17 protein-coding genes are annotated in these 16,171 nt (G+C 62.8%); 12 read left to right on the top strand and 5 right to left on the bottom strand.

Going from position 1 to position 16,171, the window contains the following annotated elements:
• Window positions 1-83 precede the first annotated feature (83 nt).
• The 4 genes from LQ215_RS24450 to LQ215_RS24465 all read right to left on the bottom strand — a co-directional run bounded on the left by LQ215_RS24450 (window position 84) and on the right by LQ215_RS24465 (window position 2,764).
• Complete coding sequence (locus tag LQ215_RS24450) at window positions 84-842, bottom strand: collagen-like protein (protein ID WP_230152949.1); 759 nt, start codon at window positions 840-842, stop codon at window positions 84-86.
• Window positions 835-1,107: a DUF1145 domain-containing protein gene (locus LQ215_RS24455; RefSeq protein ID WP_230152950.1), complete on the bottom strand. Its 273-nt coding sequence runs from the start codon at window positions 1,105-1,107 to the stop codon at window positions 835-837. The genes LQ215_RS24450 and LQ215_RS24455 overlap by 8 nt, the downstream gene beginning before the upstream one ends.
• Window positions 1,108-1,252: 145 nt before the next feature.
• Entirely contained in the window at window positions 1,253-1,978 is a 726-nt protein-coding gene (locus LQ215_RS24460; protein WP_230152951.1) for an OmpA family protein, read from the bottom strand.
• Between the two features lie 90 nt (window positions 1,979-2,068).
• Window positions 2,069-2,764 carry an OmpA family protein gene (locus LQ215_RS24465; RefSeq protein ID WP_230152952.1) on the bottom strand — a complete coding sequence of 232 codons (696 nt, stop codon included), beginning with the start codon at window positions 2,762-2,764 and terminating at the stop codon, window positions 2,069-2,071.
• A 192-nt stretch (window positions 2,765-2,956) separates the two neighbouring features.
• On the opposite strand from LQ215_RS24465, the gene LQ215_RS24470 reads away from it, so the two are divergent.
• The 4 genes from LQ215_RS24470 to LQ215_RS24485 all read left to right on the top strand — a co-directional run bounded on the left by LQ215_RS24470 (window position 2,957) and on the right by LQ215_RS24485 (window position 4,709).
• Window positions 2,957-3,454 carry a DUF6231 family protein gene (locus tag LQ215_RS24470; protein WP_230152953.1) on the top strand — a complete coding sequence of 166 codons (498 nt, stop codon included), beginning with the start codon at window positions 2,957-2,959 and terminating at the stop codon, window positions 3,452-3,454.
• A 2-nt stretch (window positions 3,455-3,456) separates the two neighbouring features.
• Window positions 3,457-3,945 carry a YchJ family protein gene (locus LQ215_RS24475; RefSeq protein ID WP_230152955.1) on the top strand — a complete coding sequence of 163 codons (489 nt, stop codon included), beginning with the start codon at window positions 3,457-3,459 and terminating at the stop codon, window positions 3,943-3,945.
• A 69-nt stretch (window positions 3,946-4,014) separates the two neighbouring features.
• The gene (locus LQ215_RS24480) at window positions 4,015-4,500 is read left to right on the top strand and encodes an LEA type 2 family protein (RefSeq protein WP_230152957.1); all 486 of its coding nucleotides are present in this window, start codon (window positions 4,015-4,017) and stop codon (window positions 4,498-4,500) included.
• Between the two features lie 5 nt (window positions 4,501-4,505).
• Complete coding sequence (locus LQ215_RS24485; protein ID WP_003198420.1) at window positions 4,506-4,709, top strand: SEC-C metal-binding domain-containing protein; 204 nt, start codon at window positions 4,506-4,508, stop codon at window positions 4,707-4,709.
• 292 nt (window positions 4,710-5,001) lie between these two features.
• Here LQ215_RS24485 and LQ215_RS24490 read toward each other — a convergent pair whose 3' ends face one another.
• Complete coding sequence (locus LQ215_RS24490; RefSeq protein WP_230152959.1) at window positions 5,002-5,559, bottom strand: cysteine hydrolase family protein; 558 nt, start codon at window positions 5,557-5,559, stop codon at window positions 5,002-5,004.
• Between the two features lie 375 nt (window positions 5,560-5,934).
• Between LQ215_RS24490 and LQ215_RS24495 the strand changes: the two genes are divergently transcribed.
• The 8 genes from LQ215_RS24495 (at window position 5,935) to LQ215_RS24530 (ending at window position 15,949) form a co-directional block, all read left to right on the top strand.
• Window positions 5,935-8,385, top strand: a complete 2,451-nt coding sequence (locus tag LQ215_RS24495) for a penicillin acylase family protein (protein ID WP_230152961.1) — start codon at window positions 5,935-5,937, stop codon at window positions 8,383-8,385.
• A gap of 257 nt (window positions 8,386-8,642) precedes the next feature.
• Window positions 8,643-9,674 (top strand): ligase-associated DNA damage response exonuclease, encoded by a 1,032-nt coding sequence (locus tag LQ215_RS24500; RefSeq protein WP_230152962.1) that lies wholly within the window; start codon window positions 8,643-8,645, stop codon window positions 9,672-9,674.
• Complete coding sequence (locus tag LQ215_RS24505) at window positions 9,671-11,359, top strand: ATP-dependent DNA ligase (RefSeq protein ID WP_230152963.1); 1,689 nt, start codon at window positions 9,671-9,673, stop codon at window positions 11,357-11,359. Before LQ215_RS24500 ends, LQ215_RS24505 begins: the two co-directional genes overlap by 4 nt.
• Before the next feature lie 389 nt (window positions 11,360-11,748).
• Entirely contained in the window at window positions 11,749-12,531 is a 783-nt protein-coding gene (locus tag LQ215_RS24510; RefSeq protein WP_230152964.1) for a transporter substrate-binding domain-containing protein, read from the top strand.
• Between the two features lie 58 nt (window positions 12,532-12,589).
• A complete protein-coding gene (locus LQ215_RS24515; RefSeq protein ID WP_025212190.1) occupies window positions 12,590-13,318 on the top strand; it encodes an ABC transporter permease in 729 nt (242 codons plus the stop codon).
• Window positions 13,315-14,025, top strand: coding sequence for an ABC transporter permease (locus LQ215_RS24520; RefSeq protein WP_230152965.1), 711 nt, complete (start codon window positions 13,315-13,317; stop codon window positions 14,023-14,025). Before LQ215_RS24515 ends, LQ215_RS24520 begins: the two co-directional genes overlap by 4 nt.
• Window positions 14,026-14,052: 27 nt before the next feature.
• A complete protein-coding gene (locus LQ215_RS24525; protein ID WP_230152966.1) occupies window positions 14,053-15,171 on the top strand; it encodes a succinylglutamate desuccinylase/aspartoacylase family protein in 1,119 nt (372 codons plus the stop codon).
• 13 nt (window positions 15,172-15,184) lie between these two features.
• Window positions 15,185-15,949 (top strand): ABC transporter ATP-binding protein, encoded by a 765-nt coding sequence (locus tag LQ215_RS24530; RefSeq protein ID WP_003198401.1) that lies wholly within the window; start codon window positions 15,185-15,187, stop codon window positions 15,947-15,949.
• Window positions 15,950-16,171 lie beyond the last annotated feature (222 nt).

Genomic DNA, 16,171 nt, shown 5'->3' on the forward strand with positions numbered 1-16,171 from the left:
GCGGTGGATCAGTCAGCCTTATGTAACTGACATACCGCTATCGCGAGCAAGCTCGCTCCCACAGGTTCAGATCAGGTTTTTCTTCAGAACCGCTGCACCGTTACCACCCCAGCCGCTCCGGCAGGCCCTGGCTGGCCATCGGCGCCAGGACGGCCGCTTTTGCCGCCGTCAGCGGTATAGACCAGGCAACCCTTGGCCTTGCCACCGGCACCCGGCTTGCCGCCGTGCCCCGCGGCGCCACCGGCACCGCCGTCCACCGCCACTTTGATCTGTTCGGCAGGATAGGCGCGGGGCAGCTCAAGACGTACCAGCGCACCGGCCGCACCCGGCTGGCCATCGCTGCCATTGCTGCCGTCGGCCCCGCGACCGGCCGAACCCCAGGTGCAACCCGGCGCCTGGCCATTGGCACCGTCAAGACCGACGAAACCCGGCGCACCGGTACCACCGCGGGCATCCACCGACAACAACGGCGCATTCAACACCTTGAAGTGCAGGTTGAGATCGCGCCCCGGCCGCGCGGCCTTGGTGTAGGTACCCGGTGCGCCGCGTGAAGTGATCTGGCTGCCCTCGGCCAGCTCAGCCTGTGCCACTTTCATTTCCAATACCTGCTGTGCCGGCACGATGGCGATCCGCGCCTCACGTCCCAGGTGCAATTGGTCGATGGTCAGTTCAGTGACATTGGAAGGCACCAGCAGCGTGCCGTAGTCGGCCACATCCAGCCGCTCAAGGGCCAGGGTGCTGGTGGTGTTGGGCAGGCGCATCAACGAATGGCTTTCGACCTGGACCACCTGGGCCGAAGCCCATGGGCATACGAGTGCGGCGAGCAGACACAATTTACGCATGGGAAGCCTCTGGCGCGGTCGGGAGGGTTTGCAAATGGAAGATACCGAACAGCAGCACTCTGAGGCGATCACGACCAGGCGCGGGACGGCCACGGAAACTGGCCCTGAACACCAGCAGTTCCAGCAGATGGAGCACCAGCAAAAACGCGCCGGCGACATTGACCAGCAGATGCAGCGGATGGACGAACGGCACGACCAGATTGACCAGCACCACCAGCCAGAACAGCAGGGTCAGCAAGCGCCCCAGCCCCCAAAACACCTTCATATGCCCCCCTGATCGGGAATTATTCTTTGCGCGCACAGTAACGGCTTGCGCGCAGGATATGCCAGAGGGCCAGGCAAATTTAATCTAACCCAAGCCCCGGCCCCCGGATCGCCAACCCAACGACCCGGCAGCCCTGGGCCGAGCGTCAACGCTGGATATGCAGCTCAACCCGACGGTTCTGCGCCCGCCCTTCATCGGTCTCGTTGTCGGCCACCGGCTCGCTTTCGCCCTTGCCTTCGCTGGTGAGTTTGTCGGGGGCCAGCCCCTGGGTCAGCAAATACTCCACGACGCTGCTGGCCCGACGTTCAGACAGCCCCTGGTTATAGGCATCACTGCCGACACTGTCGGTGTGGCCCACGACCCGGATGCTGGCGACATTGGCATGGCTGAGCTTGCCCATCAGCCCGTCGAGCTGGCTTCGAGCTTCGGCGGTGAGGTCGGATTTGTCGAAATCGAACAGTACCTTGCCAGCGTCATTGAGGGTGATGACCTCGCTGGCCGGTGCTTGCGGTTCGACCGGTGGCGCGCTGGCCGGGTATTGCGGCACCGGGCAACCGTGATGCTCGACAGGGGTATTGGCCGGGGTATCGGGACAACGATCGCGGCGGTCGAACACGCCGTCATCGTCTTCATCGCCATCCTGGGCATAGCAGATCAAACCACCGCCCAGCAGCCCCAACGCGGCGCCACCGGCGGCCCAACCGCTGCTTTCAATGGCCCCCAACCCGCCACCGACGAGGCCGCCGATCAGGCTACAGATTGGCCAGGTGCGTTGATTGAGAGGTGCGCTGCCGTCGCTGTGAGTGGCGCAACCGGACAACAGACTGCTCGCCAGCAGTACCGGTAAGGCGGCCCTGATTAGAACGTTCATGATGAAGGCTCCTGTGTCACCGGCCCATACCGGTCACACAGGAGTAAAGACCCGCATCCGCAACTCCACAAGCCGCGGATGACAAGGGTTTCAGCGGTTTATCTTGATTTCCGTGCGACGGTTCATCGCGCGGCCGTCGGCGGTCTTGTTATCGGCCACCGGCTGGCTCTCCCCGGCGCCGGACACCGAGACGAAACTGGCACGCGGTACGCCGTTCTCGACCAGGTATTGCACCACCGAATTGGCCCGTTTCTCCGACAACCGTTGGTTGTAGGCATCGCTGCCGACACTGTCGGTATGGCCGGTGACCCGCAGTTGCGCGGTGGACGTTTCCTGTTTCAGCCGGGTGGCGACCGTGCTCAGCACCTCCTTGTCGCCCGGGGTCAGCGTGGCTTTGTTGAACTCAAAGTGCACGTCGCGGATCACGATGGTTTCTTCCTTGACCACGACCGCCTCTTCGACCATCGGCGCCGGGGCGGGTGGTGGGCAACCGTCGGCATCGACCTGCACGCCCTTCGGTGTGCCCGGGCACTTGTCGCGGCTGTCCGGCACACCATCGCCATCCTCGTCGCCGTCGCCCTTGACCCAGCAATACGCTGCAGCCATGCCGCCAACATACAGCGCGCCGCCGCCAGCCCAGGAAGTACTTTCTATGGCGCCTAATCCCGCGCCGATCGCGCCGCCGACGGCCGCACAGGTCGGCCAGTCGGTTTTCTGCAAACCTGCGCAACCAGTCAACACACTGGTTAGCAGAACCAGGGGTAACGCTGTCCGAACTATGCTCATCGGGTTTTCTCCTTGAGGGATCGGCTAGTCGCCGATTCAGGGGAGTAAAGACCCGAGTTTGGATCTGCGCCAGCCTCTGGCAATCGGGGGTTTTGCCCCATGTTTGCGGCAGTTCCATACGTTTAGGCGCAAACCGCTCTAGGCCACGATGTCCGGGCAGGCTATCGTGGTGGTTCTGACTGAGGAACTTCGATGACCGTTGCCATTTCTGCGCGTACGCCCCAGCAAGCCTTGGCGGCCGTGCTTGACCGTTATGCCCCGCAAAAACTGCTATTGATCGGTGCCAGCGGCTTTCCCGCGCTCGAAGCATTCCAGCAGGCCCATCCCGACACCGAAGTGGTCCACGCCAGCCCCGGCGCACTGCCGGCGGACGTGGCGGCGCAGCGTTTTGACCTGGCCCTGGCGCTCGATTGCCTGGAGCATTTGCCCAAGCGCGAGGGTCTGAACCTGTTGGGTGGCATCCGCAACCTCAATGCCAGCCGCATCGCCGTGCTGGCAGACCTCAACGCCTGCGGCTGGCAAGAGACGGACTTTTTTTCCCTGGCCCTGCAAGCCAGCGAGCGATTCCAGCGCGAAGACCAGGTGCTGACCCTGTTTACCTACGATCTGCTTGAATACAAACAGGTCCCCGACTGGCTCAATTCGCGCTTTTGGGCCAACCCGGAAAATTTTGGAAAATATTGGTGGTAACCGTGAACGCAAGCCCGCACACCCCCATCTGCCCCTGCGGCAGTGGCAACCCACTGGACACCTGCTGCGGCCACTACCACGAGGGTCACCCGGCGCCCTGCGCCGAAGCCTTGATGCGCTCGCGCTACAGCGCCTATGTGCTGGGCCTGGTGGATTATCTGGTCGCCACCACCCTGCCCGCCCAGCAGCCAGGCCTCGATCGCCAGTCGATCAGCGAGTGGAGCGCCAACAGCACCTGGTTGGGGCTGGAAGTGGAAAGCAGCGAAGTGCTAGGTGGTCAACCGGAACACGCCTTTGTCACGTTCACGGCACGTTGGCACGACGGCCAGGGCGAGCACAGCCACCGCGAGCAGTCCTCGTTCGTACAGAACAGCGGGCGCTGGTACTTCATCGACCCGACCGTACCGGTCAAGGCGGGCCGCAACGACGGCTGCCCGTGCGGTAGCGGGCATAAATTCAAAAAGTGCTGCGCCGGCTACTTCAATCGTTGATTTCGCAAATGTCCGACACTCATCCAGCGGCCCATGGGGCTAGACTGGGGATAAACCAGAGGCTCGGACATGACCGCCACATCACTCCTGCTGCGCATCACCTGCCTGCTGCTGTTCGTCGGGCTCGGCGGTTGCGCGTCCTGGCTAGGTGAAGAGGCTCCTGAACCACAGGTGCACCTGGTCAAGGTCGAGGTGGTGCGGGCCCGGCTGCTGGAACAGAAGTTCATGCTGCACTTTCGCGTCGACAACCCCGGCGACAGCGACCTGACCGTTCGCGGCCTGACGTACCGCATCCACCTGGGCGACCTGTTGCTGACCGAAGGTGAGCATGAACACTGGTTCACCGTGAGCCCCCGGCACAGCGCCTACTTCAAGGTGCCGATCCGCACCAACCTGTGGCCGCAGGTGCGGCAGGTGGTGAAGTTGCTGGAGAAACCCCGGGAACAGATCCCCTATCGTCTGGAAGGTGAGCTGGAAACCGGATTATTCATCGCTCACTACGTGCACCTGGAACGCAATGGCGTGATAATCGCCGCCGATTTTATTGCGGAGTAACCCCGATGACCCAACAACCCCACGTCCATGGCCCTGATTGCAACCACGATCACGACCATCATCACGATCATGACCACGGCCATGTCCACGGTCCGAACTGCGGCCACGCCCACCAGGAACCGGTGCGCAACGCCCTGAAGGATGTCGGCCGCAACGACCCTTGCCCGTGTGGCAATGGCAAGAAATTCAAGAAGTGCCACGGGGCTTGAGGGTCCGGGCGGAGATGATCTTCGCCTGTTGAATCGTCATCGCGAGCAAGCTCGCTCCCACAGTGTTTGCCATTAACCAATCTAGGGTGTGATGGCTTGGAAGCTTTTTGTGGCGAGGGAGCTTGCTCCCGCTGGGGTGCGTAGCGGCCCCAAAAAAGCAATGAGCGCTTCGCACTCAAGCGGGAGCAAGCTCCCTCGCCACGAGACCGTGCCGCTTTCCAAACCCCTGTGGGAGCGGGCTTGCTCCGGGCGGCGATCCGACGATGAGGCCGGCACATTCCGCACCTGTCTGTCAGCCCGCCTGCAGAATCCGCTCCACACCCACCACCGTCGCATACTCCCCGTGCAAGTTGCCAAGGGACATGGCATGCACGTCGGCCGCCGAACGGGCGTTGCCGAAGTAATCGCTCTTGTCGAAGGTAAAGCAGGCATCCTCGGCCACCCACGTGTCAAATCCCAGGTTGCCGGCCGTACGCGCCGTGGACTCCACCGAGTTGTGCGTCGCCACGCCGACGATCACCAGTTGCCCGATGCCCGCCCTGCGCAGGTCTTGCTCCAGGCGCGTGCCACTGAACGCATCCGGCACCTGTTTTTGCACCAGCCATTCCCCCGGCAGCGGCTCGAACCGTGGCTGGACCTCCACGCCCGACTGCCCCGGCCAGAACACCGAGTCCGGCGAGCGGGACAAGTGGTGGACGTGAATCACCGGTCGCGCCGTGTGTCGCCATAACGCCAGTAACTCCAGCATGCGCAACTCTGCCTCGGGATTGTTGCGAGGGCCGAGCCTGGGATGAAGGATGCCTTTTTGTTGATCGATGAGGATCAGCGCTGCGTTGTTATGTAGCTCCATGCCGGTTTTCTCTTCTCGGTCATTGAATCTTCCACACTTGAGCATCACCGCTTCCTACAGGCAAGCCTTCGCGCAAAAGCGATAACCTGTGGCGAGGGAGCTTGCTCCCGCTCGGTTGCGCAGCAGCCGTAAAAACCTGCCAACTGTTTTTTCCTGACGCACCGTATCGAATGGCTTTGGGGCCGCTTCGCAGCCCAGCGGGAGCAAGCTCCCTCGCCACAGGTTCACCATCGTCCTTGAGTGAACAGTACTTCACGGTCCCGGGGTTTCATCGCCAAACCAACAAATAACCCTCGCCCCCGCTTGCGCGGCCCCCTCCTGCTCACTAACGTAGCGCCTTTATTGGTGCCACCCCCCTCCCGCAGGAGCTTTGCCATGGCCTCGCCAGCCTCGATTTCCCTTATCCCCCGGCTCGGCGTTGCCGCCGCAGTGGCCAGTGTGCTCGGTTTGAGCGGATGCCAGACCTGGAATGCCCAGGACACTGTCCCGCCGACTTCCGGTGTGCAACCGCTCAAGGGGCTGGCGCAGAACGTCTCGGTCCGGCGCAATGCCACGGGCATGCCGCTGATCGAAAGCAACAGCTTCCATGACGCCCTGTTCACCCTCGGCTACGTCCACGCCAGCGATCGCATCACCCAGATGGTGACCCTGCGCCTGCTGGCCCAGGGGCGGCTGGCAGAGATGTCCGGCGCCGAACGGCTGGACGTCGACCGCTACATGCGCGCCGTCAACCTGAAGAAAAACGCCGACGAGCTGTACAAGGCGTCCTCGCCACGGCTCAAGCGCTTCTTCGAAGTCTATGCCCGCGGCGTCAACGCCTACCTGTTCCGCTACCGCGACAAGTTGCCGGCGGACCTGGCCGCCACCGGCTACAAACCCGAATACTGGAAACCGGAAGACTCGGCGCTGATGTTCTGCCTGCTGAATTTCAGCCAGTCGGCCAACCTGCCGGAAGAAATCGCCAGCCTGGTACTGGCCCAGACCGTCACCAACGACAAGCTCGCCTGGCTGAGCCCGTCCTATCCGGACGAACCACTGCCGGTGGCCGAGGCCGACAAACTCCAGGGCCTGCGCCTCAACGGCCAGATCCCGGGCCTGAACGAGATCAGCAATGCCACCCGCCAATTGGCCGGGCTGAACCTGTTAAATGCTGCGTCGGCCAGCAACTGGGCCATCGCGCCGCAACGCAGCCGCAGCGGCAAGAGCCTGTTGGCCAGCGACAGCCATGGGCCGCTGGGCATGCCGGGGCTGTGGAGCCCGGTACAGATCCGTGCGCCCAAGTACCAGGCGGCCGGGCTTTCCGTGGCGGGCATCCCAATGATCCTGGCCGGGTTCAACGGCAAAGTGGCCTGGAGCATGACCAGCGTACTGGGGGACAACCAGGACCTGTTCCTGGAAAAAATCCGCCGCCAGGGCAATGGCCTGTCCTATGAGGTCAACGGCAAATGGCAGCCAGCGATCGTGCGCAACGAAACCTATTTCATCAAAGGCCAGCGGCCGATTCGTGAAGCGGTGTTCGAGACCCGCCACGGCCCGCTGCTCAACAGCGCCCAGGGCCCGGCCATGGCCAACGGCTTTGGCTTGGCCTTGCAGACGCCGAGCTTGAGCGACGACAAGACCCTCGATGCCTTCTTCGACCTGTCCCGGGCGCAGACCGTCGAGAAAGCCTCCGACGCCAGCCGGGAAATCCGCGCCATGGCCGTGAACCTGGTCTTTGCCGACGCCAGCCATATCGGCTGGCAAGTCACCGGTCGCTATCCAAACCGCCGTGAAGGCGAAGGCCTGTTGCCGTCGCCGGGCTGGGACGGTCGCTACGATTGGGACGGTTACGCCGACCCGATGCTGCACCCCTACGATCAGGACCCGGCCCAGGGCTGGCTTGGCACGGCCAACCAACGGGTCATTCCCCACGGCTATGGCATGCAGCTGTCCAACTCGTGGGCCGCACCGGAGCGTGGAGAACGCATGGCCGAGCTGGCCGGCGCAGGCAAGCACGACACCCGCAGCCTGACCGCCATGCAATATGACCAGGGCACGACGTTCGCGGCCAAGCTCAAGAAAGTCTTCGAAGCACCTGGCCTGGCCCAGCCGCTCAAACAGGCGATCGAAGCCCTGCCGGTGGCAGACCGGGCCAAGGCCCGCGAAGCCTACACCCGCTTGGTGGCATTCGATGGCCGGCTCAGCCCGACCTCCGCCGACGCGGCGATCTATGAGCTGTTCCTGCAGGAAAGCATGAAGCAGATTTTCCTCGACGAACTGGGCCCGGACAGCAGCCCGGCGTGGAAAGCGCTGGTCGCCAACGGCCAATTGTCCTACTCGGCCCAAGCCGATCACCTGCTGGGCCGTGAAGACAGCCCGTTCTGGGACGATGTGCGCACGCCCCAGAAAGAAGACAAGGCCGTCATCCTCGCCCGCAGCCTGGCCGCCACCATCAACGCCGGTGAAAGCCAGTTGGGCGGTGACCGCAAGGCTTGGCAGTGGGGCCAGTTGCATCGCTACGCGTGGAAGAACAGCAACGGCCAGATCGTACACGGCCCGCTGCCGGCCGGGGGCGACGCCAGCACGCTCAACACCGCAGCGTTCGCTGAGGGGCAGGATTTCAATACCACCCTGGCGCCGGCCATGCGCTTTATTGTCGACTTCGGCCAGCCTGAACCGTTGATGATCCAGGATGGCGCCGGACAGTCCGGCAACCCGGTCAGCCCGAACTATGCCAATGGCATCGATCCGTGGATCAAGGGGCAGTACCAGAGCCTGCCGTTGCAATCGCAGAATTTTGATCGGGCCTATGGCAAGTCGCGGTTGACCCTGGTGCCTGGAAAATAACCGCAAGCTGCTCATTGCCCTGTAGGAGCTGCCGAAGGCTCGGGCCGCGTTCGGACGATCTTTTGATCTTTCGCTTGAGATTCAAGTGTCTGGGGAAAGATCGCAGCCTCGTTGCACTCGTCAGCTCCTACAGCTCCTACAGCGCCCACTGCCCGGCGGGGATAATCTCCTGGCCTGATCCTGCCCCGCCAAAACCCGATAGAACTTCTCCCCCCGCCGTCGCCTCTACCTGACAAGCCCATCGCTCCGGTGACTGCATGGATCTTGTCATTGCCCGCCCCGAAGGCTTGTACTGTCCGCCCGGGGATTTCTACATCGACCCGTGGCGCGCGGTGGAACGCTCGGTCATCACCCACGCCCACGGCGACCATGCCCGCAGCGGCAACCAACACTACCTGGCAGCGGCACCCGGCGAAGGCATCCTGCGTTCACGCCTGGGCCAGGACATCAACCTGCAAACCCTGCCCTACGGCGAACGCCTGTCGCATCATGGCGTGACCTTGAGCTTTCACCCCGCCGGCCATGTGCTGGGCTCGGCCCAGGTGCGCCTGGAATATCAGGGCGAGGTCTGGGTGGCGTCGGGGGATTACAAAGTCGAGCCTGACGGCACCTGCACCCCATTCGAGCCGGTGAAATGCCATACCTTCATCACCGAATCGACTTTCGGCCTGCCGATCTACCGCTGGCAGCCCCAGGCGCAGGTTTTCGAGGAGATCAACCAGTGGTGGCGCGCAAACATCGCCGCCGGCCGGGCCAGCGTGTTGTTCTGCTATTCCTTCGGCAAGGCCCAGCGGATTCTTCACGGCATCGATGAAAGCCTCGGCCCGATCCTGGCCCATGGGGCGGTGGAACCGCTGAACCGGGTCTACCGCGAGGCCGGTGTTCACCTGCCACCGACAATCCATGCCAGCGACATCAACAAGAACGACCCGATCATGGGCCAGGCGCTGGTCATCGCCCCGCCCTCTGCCGGGGGCAGCAGTTGGATGCGCCGCTTCGGCGACTACAGCGACGCCTTCGCCAGCGGCTGGATGCGCCTGCGCGGTACGCGACGGCGGCGCGGCGTGGACCGGGGTTTTGTGCTGTCCGACCACGCCGACTGGCCTGGCCTGCTGTGGGCCATCGAACAGACCGGCGCCGAGCGGGTCATGGTTACCCACGGATCGGTCGCGGTGCTGGTGCGCCACTTGTGCGAGCAAGGCCTCGATGCCCAGGGCTTCAGCACCGAGTATGGCGACGACGAAGAAGACCTCGCCACGGCCACCGACAGCCGTGAGGAGGCGTCATGAAAGCCTTCGCCGAGCTGTACGCCGAACTGGACGCCACCACCTCCAGCAATGCCAAGCTTGCCGCCATGCAAGCCTATTTCACCAAGGCTCCGCCGCAGGACGCGGCGTGGGCCGTGTATTTCCTGTCCGGCGGGCGGCCACGGCAACTGGTGCCGGTAAAAATCCTGCGGGAGTTGGCGGTCCAAGTATCCGGATTGTCGCTCTGGCTGTTCGAGGAAAGTTATCAGGCCGTGGGCGACCTGGCCGAAACCATTTCGCTGGTATTACCCGAATCGCCCCACAGCTCCGATGAAGGCCTGGCGCTGTGGATCGAAGAGAAACTGCTGCCGTTGCGCGGTGAGTCGCCCGAAGTCCTGGCTGAACGGCTCCCGGCGCTGTGGGCGCAGCTCGACCGGCCGAGCCTGATGCTGTGCATCAAGCTCATCACCGGCAGCTTTCGCGTCGGCGTGTCCAAGTTGCTGGTAACCCGGGCCCTGGCCGGCATGGCCAACCTGGACAGCAAGCGGGTGGCCCAGCGCCTGGTGGGCTATACCGACTTGTCCCACCGTCCGACGGCCGCCAGCTACCTCAAACTGATCGCGGCCGAATCCGACGATGAACATGCCCAGCGCGGCGGCCAGCCTTATCCGTTTTTCCTGGCTCATGCCTTGTCTGCCCCGGTGGAGCAATTCGACGCCCTGCTGGGGCCGGCCAGCGACTGGCAGGTGGAATGGAAATGGGACGGCATCCGTTCCCAAGTGATCAAGCGCGATGGCCATCTATGGGTCTGGTCCCGAGGCGAAGAACTGGTCACCGAACGCTTCCCCGAACTGCACGCCCTGGCGCAGGCACTGCCCGACGGTACCGTGATCGATGGCGAAATCGTGGTGTGGAAAACCGCCCGGCCGGTGACCGAGGACGCCTTCGACCCGGACGCGCCGCTGCAACCGGCGGTGCAACCCTTTGCCCTGTTGCAGCAGCGCATCGGTCGCAAGACCCTGGGCAAGAAAATCCTCGACGATGCCCCGGTGGTGGTGATGGCCTACGACCTGCTGGAATGGCAAGGCGAGGACTGGCGCAGCCGCTCCCAGGCCGAGCGCCGCGAACGGCTGGAGGCGTTGATTGCCGGTGTCCACAGCCCGGTGCTCCTGCCATCGCCGACGGTCACCGGCCCGGACTGGTTCGACCTCGCCCGGCAGCGCGAAGCCTCTCGCAGCCTCGGTGTCGAGGGCATGATGCTCAAGGCCCGCGACGCGCTGTACGGCGTCGGTCGCACCAAGGACATGGGCGTGTGGTGGAAATGGAAGATCGACCCCTTCAGCGTCGACGCGGTGCTGATCTACGCCCAGCGCGGCCACGGCCGACGCGCCAGCCTGTACAGCGACTACACTTTCGCCGTGTGGGACAACCCGCCGGACAGTCGCGAGCGCACACTGGTGCCGTTTGCCAAGGCTTATTCAGGGCTGACCGATGCAGAAATGCGCCAGGTCGACAGCATCGTGCGCAAGACCACCGTGGAGAAGTTCGGCCCGGTGAGCAGCGTCACGCCGACCCTGGTGTTCGAACTGGGTTTCGAAGGCATTGCCCTGTCCAAACGCCACAAGAGCGGGATCGCGGTGCGCTTTCCACGAATGTTGCGCTGGCGCCAGGACAAGCATGTCGACGAGGCAGATACCTTGGCAACGCTTCAGGACCTGCTGAAATAGCGCGGTACGCTCTTTGTGGCGAGGGGATTTATCCCCGCTGGGCTGCGAAGCGGCCCCCAAAAAGCCTGACATGAACAATCTGACACTCCGAGGCGACTGACTGTTGGGGCTGCTGCGCAGCCCAACGGGGATAAATCCCCTCGCCACAAATAATTGCTCACCCCATTTGTGTTTCCCAAACAACGCACGCTCCATCCTGGTGCAGCTTTTGATGTACGCTCATCCCCGCGCACCATCGCATTCCGTTGCCCGCCGCCGAAGCTTTTAAAACACTTGTTCGGCACTCTGGTTCGGAAATTGCTACCTTTATGCCGTCATACCGTTCTCGCCTTCACCGGTAACAATACTTACGCGCCACAAGCGCTCATATTGGTTTTAGGGATTGAATAATGAAAAAAGCACTGCTGACCCTTTCTGCACTGGCGTTGTGCATGGCTGCTGGCGTCGCCACGGCCAAGGAATACAAGGAACTGCGTTTTGGTGTCGACCCTTCCTACGCCCCGTTTGAGTCCAAGGCCGCCGACGGCAGCCTGGTCGGTTTCGACATCGACCTGGGCAACGCGATCTGCGAAGAGCTGAAGGTCAAATGCAAATGGGTCGAAAGCGATTTCGACGGCATGATCCCGGGCCTCAAGGCCAATAAATTCGACGGCGTGATTTCCTCCATGACCGTGACCCCGGCCCGCGAGAAAGCCATCGACTTCTCCAGCGAGCTGTTCTCCGGCCCAACGGCCTATGTCTTCAAGAAGGGCTCGGGCCTGAGCGAAGACGCTGCCTCGCTCAAAGGCAAGACCGTCGGCTACGAGCAAGGCACCATCCAGGAAGCCTACGCCAAGGCCGTGCTGGACAAGGCCGGCGTCAAGACCCAGGCCTACCAGAACCAGGACCAGGTTTATTCCGACCTGACCTCCGGCCGCCTCGATGCGGCGATCCAGGACATGCTCCAGGCTGAGCTGGGTTTCCTGAAGTCGCCAAAAGGCGAAGGCTATGAAATCAGCAAGCCGGTGGACAGCGAGCTGTTGCCCGCCAAGACCGCGATCGGTATCAAGAAAGGTAACAGTGAGCTGAAGGCACTTTTGGATAAAGGTATCAAAGCGTTACACGACGACGGCAAATACGCCGAGATCCAGAAAAAACACTTTGGCGATCTGAATCTGTACAGCGGCAAATAATGCGCGGCGCCCATCCGGTCTCGGATGGGCGCTTTTCTCATGCCAAAGGCTTTCATCCATGTTCGAACAACTCCTACAAAATCTGGGGCTCTCCGCCTTCAGCCTGCAGGGCTTTGGCCCGCTGCTGATGCAAGGCACCTGGATGACCATCAAGCTGTCGGCCCTGTCCTTGCTGTTGAGCGTCTTGCTCGGCCTGCTGGGCGCCAGTGCCAAGCTGTCCAGCGTCAAACTGCTGCGAATTCCTGCCCAGCTCTACACCACGCTGATCCGCGGCGTACCGGATCTGGTGCTGATGCTGCTGATTTTCTACAGCCTGCAAACCTGGCTGACCTCGTTTACCGACTTCATGGAATGGGAATACATCGAGATCGACCCATTCGGCGCCGGGGTGATCACCCTGGGCTTCATCTATGGCGCGTACTTCACCGAAACCTTTCGCGGCGCGATCCTCGCGGTCCCCCGGGGCCAGGTCGAAGCCGCCACCGCGTATGGCCTCAAGCGTGGCCAGCGCTTTCGCTTCGTGGTGTTTCCACAAATGATGCGCTTTGCCCTGCCGGGTATCGGCAACAACTGGATGGTGATGCTCAAGGCCACCGCGCTGGTGTCGATCATCGGCCTGGCCGATCTGGTCAAGGCGGCCCAGGATGCGGGCAAGAGCACCTACCAGTTGTTCTACTTCCTGGTACTGGCGGCACTGATCTATCTGCTGATCACCAGCGCGTCCAATTTCATCCTGCGCTGGCTTGAACGCCGCTACGCCGCCGGAGCCCGGGAGGCGGTGCGATGATCGAACTTCTGCAAGAATACTGGCGACCGTTCCTCTACAGCGATGGCGTCAACGTCACGGGCCTGGCCATGACCCTGTGGCTGCTCAGCGCCTCGCTGCTGATCGGCTTCGTGGTGTCGATCCCGCTGTCCATCGCCCGGGTTTCACCCAAGTTCTACGTGCGCTGGCCGGTGCAGTTCTACACCTACCTGTTCCGTGGCACACCGCTCTATATCCAATTGCTGATCTGCTACACCGGCATCTACAGCATCGCAGCGGTGCGCGCCCAGCCCATGCTCGACAGTTTCTTTCGCGACGCGATGAACTGCACGATCCTGGCCTTCGCCTTGAACACCTGCGCCTACACCACGGAAATCTTTGCCGGGGCGATTCGCAGCATGAACCATGGTGAAGTCGAGGCGGCCAAGGCCTACGGGCTGACCGGGTGGAAGCTGTACACCTACGTGATCATGCCGTCGGCGCTGCGCCGCTCGCTGCCGTACTACAGCAACGAAGTCATCTTGATGCTGCACTCGACGACCGTGGCGTTCACCGCTACCGTTCCAGACGTGCTGAAAGTCGCCCGGGACGCCAACTCGGCGACGTTCCTGACGTTCCAGTCGTTCGGGATCGCCGCGTTGATCTACCTGACCGTCACCTTTGCACTGGTGGGCCTCTTCCGCCTCGCCGAACGCCGCTGGCTGGCCTTTCTCGGGCCGGCCCACTAGGGCTTTTGTTCCAGGACACACACGTAAATGCGCCACCAGATCCATGACCTGCTGGCCCCGGTACCGGGGACCGCACGCAAGATCCACAGCTTCCACTTCGGCCCGGAAAAAGCCGTCGGCAAAATCTATATCCAGTCGTCCCTGCACGCCGATGAACTGCCGGGCATGCTGGTCGCCTGGCACCTCAAGCAGCGCCTGGCCGAACTCGAAGCGTCGGGCCACCTGCGGCACGAGATCGTGCTGGTGCCCGTCGCCAACCCCATCGGCCTTGAACAAGTGCTGATGGACGTTCCCCTGGGCCGCTACGAAACCGAGAGCGGGCAGAACTTCAACCGCCGTTTCGTCGACCTGAGCGAAGAGATCGGCAACGAAATCCAGGACCTGCTCACCGACGATCCGCAGCACAACCTGATGCTGATCCGTACCAGCCTGCGCGACGCCCTCGCCCGGCAGACAGCAGGCACGCAATTGCAATCCCTGCGCCTGGCCCTGCAACGGCTGGCCTGCGACGCCGACATGGTGCTGGACCTGCATTGCGACTTCGAAGCCGTGGCCCACCTCTACACCACACCCGAAGCCTGGCCACAGGTCGAACCGCTGGCCCGCTACATCGGTGCCGAAGCCTGCCTGCTGGCGACCGATTCGGGCGGCCAGTCGTTCGACGAATGCTTCACCCTGCTCTGGTGGCAACTCAAGGAACGCTTCGGCGACCGCTTCGAGATTCCCCTGGGCAGTTTTTCGGTCACCGTGGAATTGCGTGGCCAGGGTGACGTCAACCATGGGCTGGCGAGCCTGGACTGCCAGGCTTTGATCGAATACCTGATCCGTTTCGGCGCCATCGACGGCGAACCGATGCCCATGCCCGAGCTGCCCTACCCGGCCACGCCGTTGGCCGCTGTCGAGCCGGTGACCACGCCCGTGGGTGGGTTGCTGGTCTACAGCGCGCTGCCCGGCGAATACCTGGAGGCGGGGCAACTGATCGCGGAAGTCATCGACCCGGTCAACGACACCGTCACCCCTGTTCATTGCCGTAACGCCGGGCTGCTGTACGCCCGTTCGCTGCGCCGCATGGCCACGGCCGGCATGGTGATCGCCCATGTCGCCGGCACCGAAGCCTATCGCAGCGGCTACCTACTTTCGCCTTGAGGATGCATGCTCCATGTACAAACTGACCATCGAAGGCCTGCATAAAAGCTATGGCGAACATGAAGTGCTCAAGGGCGTTTCGCTCAAGGCCAAGACCGGTGACGTCATCAGCCTCATCGGCGCCAGCGGCTCAGGCAAAAGTACCTTTTTGCGCTGCATCAACTTCCTGGAACAACCCAACGACGGCGCCATGAGCCTGGACGGCCAGCCGATCCAGATGATCAAGGACCGCCACGGCATGCACGTGGCCGATGCCGACGAACTGCAACGCATCCGCACACGCCTGGCCATGGTGTTCCAGCACTTCAACCTGTGGAGCCACATGACCGTGCTGGAAAACATCACCATGGCGCCGCGCCGGGTGCTGGGTGTCAGCAAGCAGGAAGCCGACGACCGCGCCCGGCGTTATCTTGACAAGGTCGGCCTGCCGGCACGGGTCGCCGAGCAATACCCGGCGTTTCTCTCCGGCGGCCAGCAACAGCGCGTGGCCATTGCCCGCGCCCTGGCGATGGAGCCGGAGGTGATGCTGTTCGACGAACCGACCTCGGCCCTGGACCCCGAGCTGGTGGGCGAAGTGCTGAAGGTGATCCAGGGCCTGGCGGAGGAAGGCCGGACCATGATCATGGTGACCCACGAAATGAGCTTCGCCCGCAAAGTCTCGAACCAGGTGCTGTTCCTGCACCAAGGCCTGGTGGAAGAAGAAGGCAGGCCGGAAGACGTGCTGGGCAATCCCACGAGTGAACGGCTCAAGCAGTTTCTCAGTGGCAACCTGAAGTAAACCTCGGGCTCGATCATTCCCACGCTCCTGCGTGGGAACGATCAAATAAGCTTCGGCGCACCTGACAGCCTGTTTTTTGTGGCAAACCGCTTTTGTGGCGAAGGAGCTTGCTCCCGCTGGAGGCGCAGCCTCCCCTTGCAGCGTGTCATCCAGATCAGGGGGCCGCTTCGCAGCCCAGCGGGAGCAAGCTCCCTCGCCACAAAAGCACGCTCGCCACGGATA

This window comes from Pseudomonas brassicacearum (genome assembly GCF_918698105.1).
Classification (GTDB): Bacteria; Pseudomonadota; Gammaproteobacteria; order Pseudomonadales; family Pseudomonadaceae; genus Aquipseudomonas; species Aquipseudomonas brassicacearum_F.